Source organism: Polaribacter sp. Asnod1-A03 (assembly GCF_045063585.1).
Classification (GTDB): Bacteria; Bacteroidota; Bacteroidia; order Flavobacteriales; family Flavobacteriaceae; genus Polaribacter.
In genome coordinates, this window is the sequence record NZ_JBEFOE010000009.1 from 323,596 (window position 1) to 341,270 (window position 17,675).

Below are 17,675 nucleotides of genomic sequence, written 5' to 3' on the forward strand. Positions count from 1 at the left end.
ATAAAATAAGTGAGTATTTAAACTAGCAAATACCTTCTAAAAAACTAATTTTTCTGCCAAATATTTAGCAGTATAAGATTTTTTATTTTTCGCTAAATCTTCTGGAGTTCCTTCAAAAATTAAATTACCACCATTTTTACCACCATCTAAACCTAAATCTATAATATAATCGGCACATTTAATTAATTCTATATTGTGCTCAATGACAATAATAGAATGCCCTCGCTCAATTAAAGCGGTAAAAGAAGCTAATAATTTCTTAATATCATGAAAATGTAAACCTGTTGTTGGTTCATCAAAAATAAATAAAGCTTTGTCTTTGGTGTTTCCTTTTACTAAAAATGACGCTAGTTTTATACGTTGTGCTTCTCCACCAGAAAGGGTAGAGGAAGATTGTCCTAAAGTTACATAACCCAAACCAACATCTTGTAAAGGTTTTAATTTATTGGCAATTTTAGGAACCAAATTTTCAGAGAAAAAAGCAACCGCATCATCAATGGTTAGGTTTAAAATATCGTCAATAGATTTTCCATCAAACTTTACTTCTAAAACTTCTTTTTTAAATCGTTTTCCGTTACAAACATCACACTCTAAATGCACATCTGCCATAAATTGCATTTCTATGGTAACTTCTCCTTCACCTTTACAAACCTCACAACGACCGCCTTCTACATTAAAAGAAAAGTGTTTTGGTTTGTAGTTTCTGATAGATGATAATTTTTGATTAGAAAACAAAGCTCTAATATCATCATATGCTTTAATATACGTTACCGGATTTGAGCGAGAAGAACGCCCAATAGGATTTTGATCGATAAATTCTACATGTTTTAAAGTGTCAAAATCGCCTTTTACTTCTGTATGTTGACCAATTTTTTCTCCGTGACCAATTAGTTTTTTTTGCATCGTTGGATACAAAATATTTTTAACTAGTGTACTTTTTCCAGAACCCGAAACTCCCGTAATTACAGATAAACAATTTAGCGGAAACGTAACATCTACATTTTTTAAATTGTTTTCTCTTGCACCAATAATCTGAATTTTATTTTTTGAGGTTCTACGTTTTGTAGGAACTTCTATTTTTAACTCCTCGTTTAAATATTTTGCGGTTAAAGAATCAGATTGTAAGATTTCTTCAAAATTACCTTCTGCAACTACATTTCCACCATAAGTTCCAGCTTCTGGACCAATATCAATAATATAATCGGCCTCTTTCATAATATCTTCATCATGTTCTACCACAACAACTGTGTTGCCTAAATCTCGTAAATCTTTTAAAACTCCAATTAAACGTTCTGTGTCTTTTGGATGCAAGCCAATACTTGGTTCATCTAAAATATACATAGATCCAACTAAAGAACTACCCAAAGAAGTTGCTAAATTTATACGCTGACTTTCTCCTCCAGAAAGTGTGTTAGACGTTCTGTTGATGGTTAAATAAGACAAGCCAACATCCGTTAAAAATTGCAAACGATTATTAATTTCAGTTAACAAACGTTTCCCTATTTTTTCTTCGTATTTGTCAAGTTTAATGTTTTTAAAAAATACAGCTAGTTCATCTAACGGAAGTGTTACTAAGTCAGAAATTGTTTTCTCATTTATCTTCACAAAATTAGTTTCGTGTCTTAAACGTTTTCCGTTACAAGAAGTACATTTTGTTTTTCCACGATAGCGAGAAAGCATGACTCTGTTTTGTATTTTATAACTTTTTTCTTCTAAAACTTTAAAGAAGTGATGAATTCCGTTAAAAGATTTGTTTCCGTTCCAAACCAATTCTTTTTGTGCTTCAGTAAGTTCAAACCAAGGTTTATGAATAGGAATATCAAATTGATATGCAACCGCAATTAAATCTTCTTTATAATGAATGTAAGATGGTGTTTTAAAAGGGAAAATACAATCATCATAGATAGATAAACCTGTATTAGGAATTACTAAATCGTCATCAATACCAATTACATTTCCGTAACCTTCGCAAGTTGGGCAAGCTCCGTAAGGATTGTTAAAACTGAACAAATGAGTGTTTGGTTCAAGAAAAGACATTCCGTCTAAATCGAATTTATTACTAAATTCAGAAACTTTATTATCAGCTAAATTTTGGATGAAACAAATGCCTTTTCCTTCAAAAAAAGCAGTTTGTATAGCGTCTGCTAAACGATTGTAAAAATCTTCATCATCTTTGGTGATGATTCTATCAACTACTAAATATAAAGTTTCATCTTTATAATCCGCTTGCGGAAACTCAGAAATTCTGTAAACTTTATCATTCCATTTTAGACGTGCATAACCTTGCTGTTCTAAAACCTGTAAAACGGTTTTTAAATCGCGATTTTCATCAATAGAAATTGGAGCAAGTAAAAGCAATTTAGATCTTTCATCAAACTCTTTTATAAAGTTTACTACATCCGAAACCGTATCTTTTTTTACTTCTTTGCCAGAAATAGGTGAGTAGGTTTTACCAATTCTTGCGTATAATAATTTTATATAATCGTAAATTTCTGTACTTGTACCAACTGTAGAACGTGGGTTTGTAGAGTTTACTTTTTGCTCAATAGCAATTGCTGGTGCAATCCCTTTTATATAATCTACTTTAGGCTTGTGTAATTTTCCTAAAAACTGACGCGCATAAGAACTTAAACTTTCTACATAACGCCTTTGTCCTTCTGCATATAAGGTGTCAAAAGCCAAAGAAGACTTTCCAGAGCCAGAAAGTCCGGTTATAACAACCAGTTTATTTCTAGGTATTACCACATCAATGTTTTTTAAATTGTGCAGTTTAGCACCTTTAATAATGATGTTTTCTTTAGGGTTTATAGTAGATAAGTCTGTCTTCATTAATGAAAAATATAAGCTATAAAAATACCAATATTTTAATCGAATTTAAAATAAATCTTAATTAAATATATTAAAATATTTGTGGTTTCAAAAAATAATAATGATATTTGGTATTCATAAGCACCACAAAATTAGAGGCCTATACTAGAAAACTACTTTTAAATTATTGATTTAATATTTAATTCGAAGAGCAATTTGTTCTTTAAAAAGTAGTTATGATGAAAAAACACTCAATTACAGATAGTACTTTAGTAAGTAATTTTATTAGAGGAGAAGAGGCCGCCTTAGAAGTTTTAATAAAAAGACACCAACAAAGATTATTTAGCTTTATCTATAGTAAGGTACAGGATAGAGATATTACAGAAGATATTTTTCAAGATACTTTTATAAAAGTTATTAGAACTTTAAAGAAAGGAAATTATAATGAAGAAGGTAAGTTTTTACCTTGGGTTATGAGGATATCTCATAATTTGGTAATAGATCATTTTAGAAAAACGAATAGAATGCCATCTTTTAAAAATACAGATGAGTTTGATATTTTTTCTGTGTTGGGTGATGGTAGCTTAAATGCAGAAAAGCAAATTATACAAGATCAAATATATAATGATGTTAGAGGACTTGTAAATGAGTTGCCAGAAGAGCAAAAAGATGTATTGGTAATGCGTATGTATAAAGATATGAGCTTTAAAGAAATTAGCGAAAACACAGGTGTTAGTATTAATACTGCATTGGGTAGAATGCGCTATGCTTTAATTAATATGCGTAAATTAATAGAAAAACATAAAATAATTTTAGTAAATTAACAATAATGTAAAAAATGCATCGTTACTACTTTATAACCAAGTTATTAAATAGTACATATGATGCAAATTTACTCAAATAAGTCATCTGGTTTTCAGATGCAACCTAAACAAGAAACAGTTCAATTTTTGATTGATTTTTCCAAATCGCTAACTTTTGTGAAATTGAAATCAAAAAACCTCATTGAATTGAATTTGAATTAAGAGAGGAAAAGCTTCAACCAAGGTTGAAGCTTTTTTTATATGTAATAATTAAAAATAAATTATTTTATAGGTATTTTAATTTCGTATAACTTTCTACTTTTATTATTTAGCTTATTTTCTCTTAACCATGAGTTGTGGAGTTTTAATTCTTTGTAAGTAAGTCCAAATGTTTTAGCAAAAGAAGCAATATTAGCAATTGCAGTATCTACTTTAATAGTTCTTGTTTTAGGTAAAGTGTACAAATCATCTTCATCAAATACAAAACCATATTTTTTTGGATTAGAAATAACTTCTTTTAAAGCAATAATTCTAAAAACATATCTTTCTGTTTCATTAGATAATAGAGCATCATAGTAACTGTTTACTTGTTGAGTTTTTAGTCTTCTGCTTACACCATAATTTCCTGCATTATAAGCAGCAGCAGCTAAGGTCCAAGAACCAAAACGCTCTTTAGATTTCTTTAAATATTCTGCGGCTACTTTTGTAGATTTTTCTATGTTGTAACGTTCATCTACATTACTATTTATTTCTAAACCATATTCTTTACCTGTAGCTTTCATAAAATGCCACATACCTGCAGCACCTGCAGAAGAAGTTTCATCTATAAAAGCACTTTCTGCCAACGCTAAAAATTTAAAATCATCTGGTAAACCATATTTTTTAAGTAAAGGTTCTAAAATAGGAAAATATTTATTTGCCCTTTTTATTAATAACAGACCATTAGATTGCCAATAAGTATTTACTAAAAGTTCTCTATCCATCCTTTCTTTAATGTTAGGGTTTTCTAATGGAACTCTTTCTCCGGCAAGATTTAAATTTGTTGGCAATTTTAAAGCCTTAATTCTGTATGTTTTATCTGTACTTGTTTGAGGGTCAGTAGTGTTTTTGTCAATAGCATTATAAAACAAAATAGTAATTGTTAGAATAGCTAGTAGTGAAAGAAAACGAAAAGATTTATTCATAGTAATTTTTTTAATTTAGTTTAAAAATAGAGAAAACGTGGATATTAACAAGTTAAAGTTCTATCAATAATTTGAGAAATTTTTTTTGCTTTTGTTAAAATCATAATATGAGTACCACCATCAATCTCTATATAGTCTTTAATATTTTTATTAGGAAAAATGTGGTCTTTTGTACCGTGTATATGAGTAACGTTTTTTATCGGTTCTTCTTGTTGCCATTTTAAAACATTACTAATAGACCAGTTTAAATATAAATCACTTCTTACGGATAAATATTTTTTATAAATATCTGCTCTTTTTTTTAAAGATTTACCTATAAACATAGGAGCAAAGCCTTCGAAATTTGATACAACTTTAGTGGGAAATAATTTATAAGCCTTTGTAAGTTTTGCTAATTTAAATTTCTTTGGTAATTCATCAGATTTTTTAATACTAGAGATAATTATAACCTGTTTTGCATCCACAAATTTACTCATTTCTTGAACCATTATTCCACCAAAGGAAACACCTAATAATACAGGATTATTTTCTTTTATATCTTCACACATTCTCATCGCATAATTAGAAATAGTCTCTTGCTTAGCTAAAGGTTTTTTCCATTTAAGATAATGAAGTTGATATTTTTCTTCAGAAAGATTTAAATTTTCAAAAATTTCTGGACCAGCGGCTAAACCTGGTACCAGATATATATTAGTTTTATTCATTTTTATAGATTAGTTGGGGGGTAAAAACCTAATTTTTAAATGAAATTGAATCTGACTAAGCCATCTTCATCAATTTCGGTTAGTTTAATTTTATGTAATGTATTTATTAATTCGGGATTCCAAGGTGTTTTTACTTTTACGTAATTTTCTGTAAAACCATGTATATAACCTTCTTTATTTTCATTCTCAAATAAAACAGTTAAAGTATTACCTAACTGACTTTCATAAAAAGAATGTCTTTTTTTAGCTGATAAACCACGTAACATTTTACTACGTTTAGCACGAACTTTTTTAGGTACAACACCATCAAAATTTACAGCTTCTGTATTTGGTCTTTCAGAATATGTAAAAACATGTAGATAAGAAATATCCATTTCATTTAAATAGTTATAAGTATCTAAAAATAGTTCTTCTGTTTCTCCAGGGAAACCTATAATAACATCAACACCAATACAAGCATTTGGCATCACTTCTTTAATTTTAGATACTCTATTTGTATAGGTATTTGTTAAATACCTTCGTTTCATTTTCTTTAATAAATCATCACTACCAGATTGTAAAGGAATATGAAAGTGAGGTACAAAAGAATCTGATTTAGAAACAAAATCTATAGTTTCATCTTTTAATAAATTTGGTTCTATAGATGAAATTCGTAAACGATGTATGCCATCAACTTTATCTAATTCTTTAACCAATTCTAAAAAAGTATGCTCATGTTTTTTATTACCAAATTCTCCTTTACCATAATCACCAATATTAACACCTGTTAAAACAATTTCTTTAATACCTTTAGAGGATATTTCTTTGGCATTACTTATTACATTTTCTAAAGTATCAGACCTAGAAATTCCACGAGCTAACGGAATTGTGCAGTAAGTACATTTATAATCGCAACCGTCTTGTACTTTTAAAAAAGCACGAGTTCTATCACCAGCAGAGTAGGAGCCAACATAAAAATCAGCATCAGAAATTTCACAAGAATGTACTTCTCCAACATTATTTTTAGTTAAATCGTTAATGTAGCTTGTAACATTAAATTTTTCTGTGGCACCTAAAACCAAATCAACACCATCAACTGCAGCTAATTCTTCTGGTTTTAATTGCGCATAACATCCTACAGCAATTAAAAAAGCATCTTCATTTTTCTTTAAAGCATTTTTTACAATCGTTTTAAATCGTCTATCAGCATTATCTGTTACAGAGCAGGTATTAATTACATACACATCTGCATTTTCTTCAAAATCAACACGTTCAAAACCTTCATTTACAAAGTTACGAGCAATCGTAGATGTTTCAGAGAAATTTAATTTGCATCCTAAAGTGTAAAAAGCTACTTTTTTTTCTGCATTCATTCTAGTACATTTATAGCTGACAAAATTACGATTTTATTAATGATTTTTAAAACAGAAAGGTTAATTGTTAGAAAGCTTGTTATCGGTGATTTAGAATCATTTCATAAAATGCAAAGTAATTTTAATGTGATGAAATTTGCAGATGGACAAGTAAAAACAAAAGCAGAACATTTCCAAGAATTAAAAGATTTAATTGATAAATATAATTTATTAAATAATGATTTTTGGATTTATGCAATTGAAACCAAGAAGAATCATCAGTTTATAGGTACAGTAGCTTTAATAAAAGATAATTTGGATGATGAAATTGGATATCGTCTTTTAGAAAAATACTGGAATTTAGGCTATGGTTCAGAAATTTGCAAAGGGCTAATATTCTATTGTAAACAGATTAAGTTTAAAAAAATTGTAGCTTATGTTATTGATAAAAATATAGCATCAGTAAAAATACTAGAAAAAAATAACTTTATAACTGTTGATGAATTCTTCAACGATGAAAGCGAAAAGGAAATTAAATATGTTTTAGAACTCTAATAACAAGTAAATTTGACATTTATTCTTCCCAATTAATTTTTGCAAGAATAGGAAAATGATCAGAATATTTGTCTGTAAATGTTTCAAATTCTGTTACTGTAGCAGTTTCATCAGTTAAAATAAAATCTATTCTCATAGGAAAAGGGTAGTTAAAACTTTTACCAAAGCCTTTTCCTGCTTCTACAAAAGCATCTTTTTTATCTTCAGATATTTGATTATAAACCCAAGAGAAAGAGGTATTGTTAAAATCTCCACAAACTATTTTTTTTCCATTCCATGTTTTATCATGTTCAACAAATTTCTTTGTTTGATTTTCTTGTTTTTTAAAAGAATTGGCAGCTACTTTTAATAATTTGTTAGATTCTTTTTCGTCGAAATGCTCTATACCTTGTGTTATACCTAAAGATTCTAAATGAATATTATAAACTCTAATAGTATCATTATCTTTTAAAATATCAACAAAAATTATATTATTCAGTGTGTTTTCTAAATCTAAAGAGCCAGAATTTATTATTTTGTATTTAGAGTAAATAGCCAAACCATAAGTTTTGTTTTTCGAAATTAATTTTAAATACTTATGAGGAAATGAAATATCAGGTACTTTTGTTTTTTTCTTTTCATAAAACTCCTGAAGAACTAAAATATCAGGGTCTGCTTCTCTAATAAAATCGAAACCATTTTTTGTTTCATTTTTATCATATTGTTTAAAAAGATCAAATGATTTAACATTGTAACTCATTATTTTCAAACCTTTACTATTAGAGTCAGTTTTACCATAAAATTTAAAAAAAGGTGTCGAAAATAATAATCCTATTAATAAAATAGAAGTAGATAATAAGAATTGTCTTTTTAATCTAATTACCCAATAGACAACAAAAATTATATTTATTATAATTAAAATAGGTACAAAAACACTAAAAACAACAAAAACAGGAACAGTTTTTGGAGAAATGTAACGTAAAAAATAAGAAAATAATAATAAGGTAGCTAATAATGAATTTATTACGTAGATGATTTTGTCAAAAAACGATAACTTTTTCATATTATTTCCTTCCTTGTTTAAATAAAAATTCTTTTTCTGCTTTAGTTAAAGTATCGTAGCCTGATTTACTTATTTTATCTAAAATAGCATCTATTTGTTGCTGTGTTAAAGATGAATTTTTATTTGATTTTGTAGTTTTTTTAGGTGATTTATAAACCGTTTTTAAAGGTTTTTTCTTTGACGTAAAAATAGATGTAATTTTATCCCAAATTTTTAATTCTTTATTAGAAGATTGATTTACATATAAAAAACCAAATAAAGCACCTCCTAAATGAGCAAAATGTCCTCCTGCGTTTTCACCAGACAACCCTAAAATATCTAAAGCAATCCAAACCGCAGTTATATGCCATAGTTTAACAAAACCAATAAAGCGTATTTTTAATTGATAATTAGGTAAATAAGTAGCAATACCTACAAAAATGGCAGAAATACCTGCTGATGCACCTACTAAATAAGAAGATTTTCCTTGAAATAAAGGAAAATAGTTTTGACTAAAAAGATAGAATAATCCTCCAAATAAAGTTCCTAATAAGTAAAAGGATATTAATTGTTTTTGTGTAAAATATTCAATAAAAAGGTTACCAATAAAATATAAAGCAATTAGGTTAAAAAGTATATGTATAAAACCTGCATGTAAAAAACCGTAAGTTATAATGGTCCAAGGTTTTGTTAGCAAAGAGTTGTAATTATCATCTAAAGAGAACCATTTTAAAAACCAACTAGAATCACCGCTATATAATCCGCTAAAAGTGTTAAGCAATAACATTAAAACAAAGACAGCAATATTTATGTAGATAATTTTTTCTACAATATTTCCGCTCTTATAACGTGATTTTATGTTTTCTATAAAACTCATTAATTTGTTTTAAATTGATTTTTTTTCCAATACAAAGCTATTAAAAAACCAATTAATGCTCCACCAATATGTGCAAAATGTGCAACATTTCCTACAGAATACTTTGTCATACCAAAAAATAAGTCTCCAAGAATCATTACAGGAATAAAATATTTTGCAGCTATAGGAACCGGGAAAAAGATTAAAGCTAATTTTGCATCCTTAAAAAATAAACCAAATGCGACCAAAACTCCATAAATAGCACCAGACGCACCAACAGCAGGAGTATTAAATAAAGAGGTAATTTTATTAAACTGATCTTGAGTTATCGCATTTACAACTCTCACATCATTTGTGCTACCAGATTTTAAGATAGATAAAACTTCAGAATCTGTTAAACCTGCATTTATAAACAGCTCGTAAATTCCGTTAAATTGATAATAATTAACCAAAGTATAAATAATACCAGCTCCTAATCCTGCAGAGAAATAGAAAAACAAGAATTTATTTCTTCCCCACATTTGTTCTAATGGTGTACCAAATGCCCATAAACCATACATGTTAAATGCAATATGAGCAAAACTACCATGCATAAACATGTGTGTAAGATATTGCCAAAAACCAAAGTGTTCGTTTTTAGGAAAATGTAATGCTAACATATTTGTAAAGTCTAATTGCAATAATTGTGGTGCAATAAATACTATTACGTTAATAATAATTAAGTGTTTTATGGCATCTGTAAGTTTACCCATTTTTAGCTGTTAAATAGATTATCAATTTCGTTTAAAGTTAATGTTTTAAAAGTAGGTTTACCAAACGGAGAAATAGTTGGCTCTTTACAAGAAAATAAATCGTTAACTAAACCTTCTTGTTCTTTTTCAGAAAGTAAAGTTCCTGTTTTTATAGACAAAGTTTTTGCAAATGATTTTGCCATAACATCAAAATGGCTAAAACTAGCATCTGGTACTTCTAAATCTATATCACTTAATAATTCTTCTAATATAATTGTTATTTTACTTTCTGTTACAGAAACCGGAATCCCTTTTATAGTAACACTGTCTTTTGTAAACTCATCAAAAGAAAAACCTGCATTTTCTAATTCTGTTTTAATAGTATATATCATTTCTATTTCTGCAGATGAAAAAGAGATTTTTACAGGAAATAGTAATTGTTGACTATTGGCCTCTTTTACGGTAATACTTTCTAAAAAATCTTCATACAAAACACGTTGGTGCGCTAAGGATTGATTAATTAAAACAACCCCAGATTTTATAGAACTCAACAAGTATTTACGTTGAATTTGAAATGTTTTTTGTGTTTTTACCTCTTCTTTATTATTGAATAAATCATCTTGACTATGAAATAATTCTTCATTCTTTTCATCATTAGATATTGTAGTAAAAGTATATAAAGATTCCCAACTTTCTGTTTGTTTTTCCTTTTTAAAAGGAAAACTATTTTTATTTTTTACTTCTTCTTTAAAAGGATTAAAATTAGGATCTATAGAAATTTTTGGAGTAGAAGTAGATTTTGTTTTAGAATTAAAATCATACGGTGTATCTAAACTAGCATCTCTATTAAAATCTAAAACAGGCGCTACATTGTATTGCCCTAAACTGTGTTTTACAGTTGCTCTTAACATGGCATACAAAGCCTTTTCATTATCAAATTTAATTTCTGTTTTTGTAGGATGAATGTTGATATCTATTGTGTTTGCAGGAACTGTTAAATATAGAAAATAAGATGGGTGAGAACCTTGTTCTAATAAACCATCAAACGCACTTATAACTGCATGATTTAAATAAGAGCTTTTTATAAAACGATTATTCACAAAAAAGAATTGTTCGCCTCTTTTTCTTTTAGAAAACTCTGGTTTTGCAACAAAACCTTCTATAGTTAAAATATCTGTTTGTTCATCAATAGGTACTAATTTTTCATTCATTTTGGCACCAAAAACAGCAACAATTCGTTTTCGTAAATTACCTCTTTTTAAATGATAAACTTCGTTATTATTATGATGTAATAAAAAAGAAATATTAGGATGTGCTAAAGCAACTCTTTGGAATTCATCTACAATATGTCTTGTTTCTACAGTATCAGATTTTAAGAAATTTCTTCTAGCTGGTATGTTGTAAAATAAATTTTTTACAGCTAAACTTGTACCTTTGCTTGTAGAAACAAAATCTTGAGAAATTACTTTACTTCCTTCTATTTTTATAGAAGAACCTAGTTCTTCTTTATCTTGTTTTGTTTTTAGCTCTACATGAGCTATTGCTGCAATAGAGGCTAAAGCTTCTCCTCTAAACCCTTTAGTACAAAGGTTAAATAAATCTTCTGCTTTTTGAATTTTAGATGTTGCATGACGTTCAAAACACATTCTTGCATCTGTAGCACTCATACCTTTACCATCATCTATTACCTGAATTAATGTTTTACCTGCATCTTTTAAAAGTAACTTTATATTTGTTGCGCCAGCATCTATGGCATTTTCTAAAAGCTCTTTTACAACAGAAGCTGGACGTTGCACAACTTCTCCTGCTGCAATTTGATTTGCAACATGATCGGGTAATAGTTGAATAATATCAGACATTAATTTCTTTTAAAAATAGATAAATCGAAATCTATGATGTATAAAAAGATAAGTACTAAAATAGATATAATTATTAAAAGTGTTTTGTTTACACTTTTGTCAGAATTTTTTAAGTCATCAACAGCATCTGTAAATTTACCTTTTAAATTTCTATTTTTACCTGCAGTTCTTCTAAATTGATCTAACTTATGCTCAATTTTATAAGGACTTCCTTCTCCTTTATAATAACGAGGTTGATAATCAAATTTTTTATTTGTACGTCTTAAAAATCCCATAGTTTTTAGAAATATTGGTTTATAATTATTAAGAATAAATCAATTATTATACCAATTAAAAAAGTAAATCAAATTTAAAGAATTAAAAGGAATTTTTCAAAAAATGATGTTAAAAGTATTCTTAAAATTGTTTTAGGTTTTAAACATAAGACAATTTTAATTTATAAAAAACCAATACTTTCTTTTGCTGTATCTATATTTTTCAAAGCTGCCATTTTTATAGCTGCAACAGCACATTCTGTGCCTTTGTTACCTAATTTACCACCAGATCTATCTAATGATTGTTGTTTTGTATTGTCTGTTAAAACACAGAAAATAACTGGTACATCATATTTAATATTTAAATCTACAATACCTTGTGTAACACCATCACAAACAAAATCAAAATGTTTTGTTTCTCCTTGTATTACGTTTCCTATTGCTATAATAGCATCTACTTGCTGAGATTGAATCATTTTTTTACAACCATAAACAAGTTCAAAACTTCCAGGAACATCCCAAGAAATAATGTTTTCTTTAGTTGCTCCACAATCTAATAAAGTTTCAATTGCACCTTGGTGTAAATTTTTGGTAATTTCTGGATTCCATTCCGAAACAACAATCCCAAATCGAAAAGACTTCGCATTTGGGATTGTAGCTTTATCATATATTGATAAATTAGTTGTTGCCATTTGTAAGTTTTAAGTTGTTGTAGTTTTAGCGGCTAGGTTTTACTAATAACTAAAACCTAATAACTAAATACTAGTTTGCATACTTAGCAGCAGAAATAAATTTTTCTATATCTCTTCCTTGTTCAGATTTAGAATAATTTTCTTTAATCTTAGTAAAAAGAGTTTCTGCTTTATCAAAATCTTTTAACTCCATTGCAATTTGTCCTGCTTTAAACAAAAATAAAGGAGTTGTAAATTCGTTATTTTTTTTATTTGCTGCTTTTTCATAATAATCTAAAGCATCTTCTGGTTGATTAATATCTGCAAAAGCATCTCCGATAGCTCCTAAAGAAACAGGACCTAACATTTCATCATCAGAATTAAAATTACTTAAATACTCAATTGCTTTGTCATATTTTTTCATTTGCAAGTAAGAAACACCAGCATAATAATTTGCTAAGTTACCTGCATTTGTTCCACTATAAGAATCTGCTATATCTAAAAAACCATATTTACCATTTGCTCCTTCTAAACCTAAAGTTAATAAAGAATCTATACCAGAACCAGCAGTTGCTGCTTCATCAAAATAAGTTCTAGGAAAAGCCAATTCATTTGCAGCTTCCGTTTCATTTGGTTCTACAATAAACTTGTTATAACCCAAATATGCTAAAAAGATAACAACAATACCTACTAAACTTAAAAATAAAGGTTTGCTATTTTTTTCAATCCATTGTTCGGATTTAGAAGCCGTCTCTTCTAAAGTATTAAATACTTCAGCAGTTTCGTATTCTGTTTCTTCAACCTGTTTAACCTCTTTTTGATCTTTAGGTTTGTATCCTCTTTTCTTGTATGTTGCCATTTTCGCTTAAAAATTAGTGGCGACAAAAATAGTTTTTTTAATTGGATTTTAAAAGCAGATAATTCGCTAAATTTTCAATAATTTGCGATTCATTTTTAAAGCATTTTTTTCTACATGTATTTACAAAAGATTTCTTTAGTTAATTTTAAAAATATAGAGTCTCAATCATTTGATTTTCAGCAAAAAATAAATTGTTTTGTTGGTAATAATGGTGTGGGTAAAACAAATGTTTTAGATGCAATTTATTACCTGTCTTTTGCTAAAAGTTACTTTAATTCGGTTGCAAAACATAATATTATGCACGGAACAAGTTTTTTTATGATTGAAGGAGATTATGTTTTAAATGATAGAAATGAAAAAATTGTATGTAGTTTAAAAAGCGGACAAAAGAAGGTTTTAAAAAGAAACGGAAAGAGTTATGAAAAATTTTCTGAGCATATTGGTCAGTTACCGTTAGTAATTATATCTCCTGCAGATAGAGATTTAGTTACAGAAGGGAGTGATACAAGAAGAAAATTTATTGATGGTGTAATTTCTCAGCAAAACAAAAAATATTTACAAGATTTATTGTCTTATAATAAAGTATTAACCCAAAGAAATGCATTGTTAAAGTATTTTGCAGCAAATAGAACTTTTGACGCTTTAAATTTAAGTGTTTATGATGATCAGTTATGTGAATACGGATCTCGTATATATAAAGTAAGAAAAGAGTTTTTAGAAGAGTTTATTCCTATTTTTAATGAAAAATACCAAATAATTTCTGGTGATAAAGAGCATGTGAATCTTTTGTATAAAAGTCAATTAAATGATTTTTCTATGCAAGAATTGTTAAAGGAATCTTTAACTAAGGATAAAATTATTCAATACACAACAACCGGAATTCATAAAGATGATTTAAGTTTTGATATTGGAGATTATCCTATTAAAAAATTTGGTTCTCAAGGACAACAAAAATCATATTTAATCGCTTTAAAATTAGCGCAATTCGAGTTTATAAAAAAGCAATCTAATGTAACACCTATTTTATTGTTAGATGATATTTTTGATAAGTTAGACGAAAACAGGGTTTCTCAAATTGTAGAATTAGTTAATAATGATGAATTCGGGCAAATATTTATTACAGATACACATTCTGAAAGAACCGAAAATATATTAAAACAGAGTAATAAACCATATCAGATTTTTAAGTTATAATGGCAAAAAGAGAAAACGATTCATTTTCGATACAAGATTTAATGCAGAGCTTTATTAAGGAGAATAACCTAAGCAAAGGAATGCAAAAGTTAAAAATTGAAGAAACTTGGAATTCTATGATGGGACCAGGTGTAGCAAACCATACAACTTCTGTAAAATTACAAAACAAAACATTGGTTATTCAATTAACGTCTTCTGTTTTAAGAGAGGAGTTGAGTTACGGAAAAGATAAAATTATAAAAATGATGAATGAAGAGCTTGGTGAGGAAGTAATTACTAAGTTAATGTTGGTGTAGAATAGTTAGTTTTATTACAAAACAATAAAATATATTAAGTTTTCTCGTGTTGATTAACAATAAATATAAAGTTTAAAACAGCTTTATGTTTATTGTGCGCACGAGAAGATTCGAACTTCCACTTTCTTGCGAAAACAGCCCCCTCAAGGCTGCGCGTCTACCAATTTCGCCACGTGCGCATTGTAAAAAACTAAAAAAGGTTAAGCATTTGCTTAACCTTTTTGTGACCGGGCTGGGGCTCGAACCCAGGACCCTCTCCTTAAAAGGGAGATGCTCTACCAACTGAGCTACCAGGTCATTTTAACCGCGTGCAAATATACAATCAATAATTAAATATTTCATCATTTTTTTTATTTTTTTTATAGATATTTGTAAAAAAATAAAAATCAATGAAAATAGTACTTTTAGGTTATATGGCTTCAGGAAAATCTAGTATTGGTAAGAAATTATCTAAATTATTATCTATGAGTTTTTTAGATTTAGATGATTACATTATTGAGAAAGAAGGCATGTCTATTTCTGAAGTATTTAAACAAAAAGGAGAAATCTATTTTAGGTTGATTGAAAATAAATATTTAAAAGAAATTTTAGCTAAAGATGAAAGTTTTATCCTCTCTTTGGGAGGAGGAACACCTTGTTATGCTAATAATATGGATGAAATAAATAGGAGAGAAGACGTTACTTCTATTTATTTACAAGGTAGTAATTCTAAATTAGTAGAAAGGTTGATAAAAAAGAAAAGTAAAAGACCTTTAATTGCTTCTTTAGATAATAGTAAAATACCAGAATTTGTAGCAAAACATCTTTTTGAAAGACGTGCTTTTTACGAAAAAGCAAAAGTTACTATTAAAATAGATAATAAAAGTAAAAAAGAGGTAGCAGAAGAGTTGGTTAAATTACTAAGCTAAATAAGCAATTGTTTCTTTATCAGAAAATTCTACTTGAATATGTTCTTTTATAGAAGTAGATAAAGAAATTCCTTTAAAATCTGCTTTAACAGGATATTTTTTATGATTTCTATTTACTAAAACAGCTGTTTTAAAATTCTTTAAAGGTACATTTAAAAAGTGTTTTATTCCATATATTAAAGTAGTACCAGAACTTAAAACATCATCTACAAGAACAAGAGATTTATCTTTGTAATCATCAACATTTATAGAAGTGGAGATTGGTTTTAAAGGATCTGTTTTATCCATTATAACTTTACAAATGATAACTTTTAGAGGAGAGATTTCTTTTAATACTTCTACCAATTTTTCAGCAAAAATATAACCATTACCAATAATTCCTGCAATTACAATTTCTTTTTCAGAACTATTAACTTCATAAATTTGAAAAGCAATTCTTCTTATCTTTTGTTGAACTTGTAATTCGTTTAATATTACATTACCTGTTGTTGTCATCATCTTCTTCTATTATGTCTCCTTGATAATTATCTATATCTCTTCTATCTTTTTTAGTTGGTCTTCCTGTACCTTTTTTTCTATAATAATCTTTGGCAAATTTTAAGAGTTCAGTTTTTTCAAAAGCCTCTTTAGGGGTTACGTCTTTTCTATATAAATCTACCAGTTTAGCGCCAACTCTACTCTCTGGTAAATCTAAAACTTTTATTTGATAATTAATCTGATTTTTTCTAATAATGATTAACTCATTACCAAAGACTTCTTTAGATGGTTTTATGCTTTTGTTGTCAATTTTAACCTGCCCTTTTTTACAAGCAGTGGTAGCTATACTTCTTGTTTTAAACATTCTAATACACCACAAATATTTATCAATCCTCATATAAAATAATTAAAATAGAAAATGTTAACTATTATACAAAGGTATAAAATTGATGAATTTTTACTCAATAATTTTAGTTTAAATATTTAGTTTACATATATAAAAAAAGCAGAAAAATTATTTGAGTTTTTCTGCTTTTTAATAAGTATGTAAATTTAAACTAAATTATAGTTTAAAAGAAAGACCAAAAATTATTTGATCTGTTCTATTATCAATAGTTACATTTGTGAATTTTGCTTCATTTTCAGATAAACCTCTTTCCCACCTAACATCTACACCAAGATTACCTACCTCAATTCCAAATCCCATTTGAGCACCAATAGAAAATTTTTCAAAGTCATCTGTACTCAGGTTAGAAAAATTAAATTCATCATCTAATATATATTGAAATGAAGGTCCTATAAAAGCATTTACAAACCCGAAGAATTTTTTACCAATTAAAACAGGAACATCAATTTTTTTAAAATCATAATCTGTTGATGAGTTGTTGTAAATGTATTCGCTTTTAACTTGTGTGTAAACAATTTCTGGTCTTAAGTATAAACCTATAATTGGCAAATCTCCTCTAAACCAAATACCAGCATGATACCCAGATTTAGATTCTGCACCTTCTAAGATATCGTTTCCTGTAGATGAAAAAGTAGCATCACCACTATTATTATAGTTTAGACCACCTTTTAAACCAAAATCAATTTGTGCGTTAGAAATTTGACTAAAGCCAAAAGCTAAACACATTACTAAAACAATTTTTTTCATCTTATTTTCTT

At 27.9% G+C, this 17,675-nt stretch carries 19 protein-coding genes and 2 tRNA genes; 5 read left to right on the forward strand and 16 right to left on the reverse strand.

Going from position 1 to position 17,675, the window contains the following annotated elements; genetic code table 11:
• Positions 1–36 precede the first annotated feature (36 nt).
• Positions 37–2,829, reverse strand: coding sequence for an excinuclease ABC subunit UvrA (uvrA, locus tag ACJJVY_RS01805; protein WP_405604537.1), 2,793 nt, complete (start codon positions 2,827–2,829; stop codon positions 37–39).
• Positions 2,830–3,047: 218 nt separating this feature from the next.
• Here uvrA and ACJJVY_RS01810 point away from each other — a divergent pair, with 218 nt between their 5' ends.
• The gene (locus tag ACJJVY_RS01810; RefSeq protein WP_405611543.1) at positions 3,048–3,632 is read left to right on the forward strand and encodes an RNA polymerase sigma factor; all 585 of its coding nucleotides are present in this window, start codon (positions 3,048–3,050) and stop codon (positions 3,630–3,632) included.
• Between the two features lie 260 nt (positions 3,633–3,892).
• Here ACJJVY_RS01810 and ACJJVY_RS01815 read toward each other — a convergent pair whose 3' ends face one another.
• Genes ACJJVY_RS01815 through mtaB form a run of 3 tightly spaced genes read right to left on the reverse strand, consistent with a single transcriptional unit; the run spans position 3,893 to position 6,851 of the window.
• Positions 3,893–4,795 carry a lytic transglycosylase domain-containing protein gene (locus ACJJVY_RS01815; RefSeq protein ID WP_405604539.1) on the reverse strand — a complete coding sequence of 301 codons (903 nt, stop codon included), beginning with the start codon at positions 4,793–4,795 and terminating at the stop codon, positions 3,893–3,895.
• 44 nt (positions 4,796–4,839) lie between these two features.
• Positions 4,840–5,499, reverse strand: coding sequence for an alpha/beta hydrolase (locus tag ACJJVY_RS01820; protein WP_405604541.1), 660 nt, complete (start codon positions 5,497–5,499; stop codon positions 4,840–4,842).
• 35 nt (positions 5,500–5,534) lie between these two features.
• Entirely contained in the window at positions 5,535–6,851 is a 1,317-nt protein-coding gene (mtaB, locus tag ACJJVY_RS01825; RefSeq protein ID WP_405604543.1) for a tRNA (N(6)-L-threonylcarbamoyladenosine(37)-C(2))-methylthiotransferase MtaB, read from the reverse strand.
• Between the two features lie 39 nt (positions 6,852–6,890).
• Between mtaB and ACJJVY_RS01830 the strand changes: the two genes are divergently transcribed.
• Positions 6,891–7,385 (forward strand): GNAT family N-acetyltransferase, encoded by a 495-nt coding sequence (locus tag ACJJVY_RS01830; protein WP_405604545.1) that lies wholly within the window; start codon positions 6,891–6,893, stop codon positions 7,383–7,385.
• Positions 7,386–7,404: 19 nt separating this feature from the next.
• Here ACJJVY_RS01830 and ACJJVY_RS01835 read toward each other — a convergent pair whose 3' ends face one another.
• From ACJJVY_RS01835 to ACJJVY_RS01865, 7 genes are all read right to left on the reverse strand, one after another.
• Positions 7,405–8,427, reverse strand: coding sequence for an endonuclease/exonuclease/phosphatase family protein (locus ACJJVY_RS01835; RefSeq protein WP_405604547.1), 1,023 nt, complete (start codon positions 8,425–8,427; stop codon positions 7,405–7,407).
• Between the two features lies 1 nt (position 8,428).
• Positions 8,429–9,283, reverse strand: a complete 855-nt coding sequence (locus ACJJVY_RS01840) for a rhomboid family intramembrane serine protease (RefSeq protein ID WP_405604549.1) — start codon at positions 9,281–9,283, stop codon at positions 8,429–8,431.
• Positions 9,283–10,014 (reverse strand): rhomboid family intramembrane serine protease, encoded by a 732-nt coding sequence (locus ACJJVY_RS01845; protein ID WP_405604551.1) that lies wholly within the window; start codon positions 10,012–10,014, stop codon positions 9,283–9,285. Before ACJJVY_RS01845 ends, ACJJVY_RS01840 begins: the two co-directional genes overlap by 1 nt.
• Before the next feature lie 2 nt (positions 10,015–10,016).
• Positions 10,017–11,852 (reverse strand): DNA mismatch repair endonuclease MutL, encoded by a 1,836-nt coding sequence (gene mutL, locus ACJJVY_RS01850; RefSeq protein WP_405604553.1) that lies wholly within the window; start codon positions 11,850–11,852, stop codon positions 10,017–10,019.
• Entirely contained in the window at positions 11,852–12,127 is a 276-nt protein-coding gene (locus ACJJVY_RS01855; protein WP_405604555.1) for a riboflavin synthase subunit beta, read from the reverse strand. The genes mutL and ACJJVY_RS01855 overlap by 1 nt, the downstream gene beginning before the upstream one ends.
• 161 nt (positions 12,128–12,288) lie before the next feature.
• Positions 12,289–12,798, reverse strand: a complete 510-nt coding sequence (ribH, locus tag ACJJVY_RS01860) for a 6,7-dimethyl-8-ribityllumazine synthase (protein WP_405604557.1) — start codon at positions 12,796–12,798, stop codon at positions 12,289–12,291.
• A gap of 70 nt (positions 12,799–12,868) precedes the next feature.
• On the reverse strand, positions 12,869–13,636 hold the full coding sequence (locus ACJJVY_RS01865) for a tetratricopeptide repeat protein (protein ID WP_405604559.1): 768 nt from the start codon (positions 13,634–13,636) through the stop codon (positions 12,869–12,871).
• 114 nt (positions 13,637–13,750) lie between these two features.
• On the opposite strand from ACJJVY_RS01865, the gene recF reads away from it, so the two are divergent.
• Entirely contained in the window at positions 13,751–14,830 is a 1,080-nt protein-coding gene (recF, locus tag ACJJVY_RS01870) for a DNA replication/repair protein RecF (RefSeq protein ID WP_405604561.1), read from the forward strand.
• Positions 14,830–15,126 (forward strand): DUF721 domain-containing protein, encoded by a 297-nt coding sequence (locus tag ACJJVY_RS01875; protein WP_405604563.1) that lies wholly within the window; start codon positions 14,830–14,832, stop codon positions 15,124–15,126. The genes recF and ACJJVY_RS01875 overlap by 1 nt, the downstream gene beginning before the upstream one ends.
• Before the next feature lie 95 nt (positions 15,127–15,221).
• On the opposite strand, the gene ACJJVY_RS01880 is transcribed toward ACJJVY_RS01875, so the two are convergent.
• Positions 15,222–15,305: transfer RNA gene (locus tag ACJJVY_RS01880), tRNA-Leu, on the reverse strand.
• A gap of 45 nt (positions 15,306–15,350) precedes the next feature.
• Positions 15,351–15,423: transfer RNA gene (locus ACJJVY_RS01885), tRNA-Lys, on the reverse strand.
• A gap of 92 nt (positions 15,424–15,515) precedes the next feature.
• Between ACJJVY_RS01885 and ACJJVY_RS01890 the strand changes: the two genes are divergently transcribed.
• Entirely contained in the window at positions 15,516–16,034 is a 519-nt protein-coding gene (locus ACJJVY_RS01890; RefSeq protein ID WP_405604565.1) for a shikimate kinase, read from the forward strand.
• Here the strand turns inward: ACJJVY_RS01890 and ACJJVY_RS01895 are convergent.
• The 3 genes from ACJJVY_RS01895 to ACJJVY_RS01905 all read right to left on the reverse strand — a co-directional run bounded on the left by ACJJVY_RS01895 (position 16,026) and on the right by ACJJVY_RS01905 (position 17,664).
• The gene (locus tag ACJJVY_RS01895; RefSeq protein WP_405611546.1) at positions 16,026–16,529 is read right to left on the reverse strand and encodes a phosphoribosyltransferase family protein; all 504 of its coding nucleotides are present in this window, start codon (positions 16,527–16,529) and stop codon (positions 16,026–16,028) included. The two genes, ACJJVY_RS01890 and ACJJVY_RS01895, sit on opposite strands and share 9 nt — an antisense overlap.
• Positions 16,513–16,908, reverse strand: a complete 396-nt coding sequence (locus ACJJVY_RS01900) for an RNA-binding S4 domain-containing protein (RefSeq protein WP_405604567.1) — start codon at positions 16,906–16,908, stop codon at positions 16,513–16,515. Before ACJJVY_RS01900 ends, ACJJVY_RS01895 begins: the two co-directional genes overlap by 17 nt.
• A gap of 165 nt (positions 16,909–17,073) precedes the next feature.
• Positions 17,074–17,664 carry an outer membrane beta-barrel protein gene (locus ACJJVY_RS01905; RefSeq protein WP_405604569.1) on the reverse strand — a complete coding sequence of 197 codons (591 nt, stop codon included), beginning with the start codon at positions 17,662–17,664 and terminating at the stop codon, positions 17,074–17,076.
• Positions 17,665–17,675: the final 11 nt, after the last annotated feature.

Excerpts from the sequence above, each read along its gene's own strand:
- uvrA (WP_405604537.1), bottom strand. The coding sequence starts at position 2,829 with ATGAAGACAGACTTATCTACTATAAACCCTAAAGAAAACATCATTATT.
- ACJJVY_RS01810 (WP_405611543.1), top strand. The coding sequence starts at position 3,048 with ATGAAAAAACACTCAATTACAGATAGTACTTTAGTAAGTAATTTTATT.
- ACJJVY_RS01815 (WP_405604539.1), bottom strand. The coding sequence starts at position 4,795 with ATGAATAAATCTTTTCGTTTTCTTTCACTACTAGCTATTCTAACAATT.
- ACJJVY_RS01820 (WP_405604541.1), bottom strand. The coding sequence starts at position 5,499 with ATGAATAAAACTAATATATATCTGGTACCAGGTTTAGCCGCTGGTCCA.
- mtaB (WP_405604543.1), bottom strand. The coding sequence starts at position 6,851 with ATGAATGCAGAAAAAAAAGTAGCTTTTTACACTTTAGGATGCAAATTA.
- ACJJVY_RS01830 (WP_405604545.1), top strand. The coding sequence starts at position 6,891 with ATGATTTTTAAAACAGAAAGGTTAATTGTTAGAAAGCTTGTTATCGGT.
- ACJJVY_RS01835 (WP_405604547.1), bottom strand. The coding sequence starts at position 8,427 with ATGAAAAAGTTATCGTTTTTTGACAAAATCATCTACGTAATAAATTCA.
- ACJJVY_RS01840 (WP_405604549.1), bottom strand. The coding sequence starts at position 9,283 with ATGAGTTTTATAGAAAACATAAAATCACGTTATAAGAGCGGAAATATT.
- ACJJVY_RS01845 (WP_405604551.1), bottom strand. The coding sequence starts at position 10,014 with ATGGGTAAACTTACAGATGCCATAAAACACTTAATTATTATTAACGTA.
- mutL (WP_405604553.1), bottom strand. The coding sequence starts at position 11,852 with ATGTCTGATATTATTCAACTATTACCCGATCATGTTGCAAATCAAATT.
- ACJJVY_RS01855 (WP_405604555.1), bottom strand. The coding sequence starts at position 12,127 with ATGGGATTTTTAAGACGTACAAATAAAAAATTTGATTATCAACCTCGT.
- ribH (WP_405604557.1), bottom strand. The coding sequence starts at position 12,798 with ATGGCAACAACTAATTTATCAATATATGATAAAGCTACAATCCCAAAT.
- ACJJVY_RS01865 (WP_405604559.1), bottom strand. The coding sequence starts at position 13,636 with ATGGCAACATACAAGAAAAGAGGATACAAACCTAAAGATCAAAAAGAG.
- recF (WP_405604561.1), top strand. The coding sequence starts at position 13,751 with ATGTATTTACAAAAGATTTCTTTAGTTAATTTTAAAAATATAGAGTCT.
- ACJJVY_RS01875 (WP_405604563.1), top strand. The coding sequence starts at position 14,830 with ATGGCAAAAAGAGAAAACGATTCATTTTCGATACAAGATTTAATGCAG.
- ACJJVY_RS01890 (WP_405604565.1), top strand. The coding sequence starts at position 15,516 with ATGAAAATAGTACTTTTAGGTTATATGGCTTCAGGAAAATCTAGTATT.
- ACJJVY_RS01895 (WP_405611546.1), bottom strand. The coding sequence starts at position 16,529 with ATGACAACAACAGGTAATGTAATATTAAACGAATTACAAGTTCAACAA.
- ACJJVY_RS01900 (WP_405604567.1), bottom strand. The coding sequence starts at position 16,908 with ATGAGGATTGATAAATATTTGTGGTGTATTAGAATGTTTAAAACAAGA.
- ACJJVY_RS01905 (WP_405604569.1), bottom strand. The coding sequence starts at position 17,664 with ATGAAAAAAATTGTTTTAGTAATGTGTTTAGCTTTTGGCTTTAGTCAA.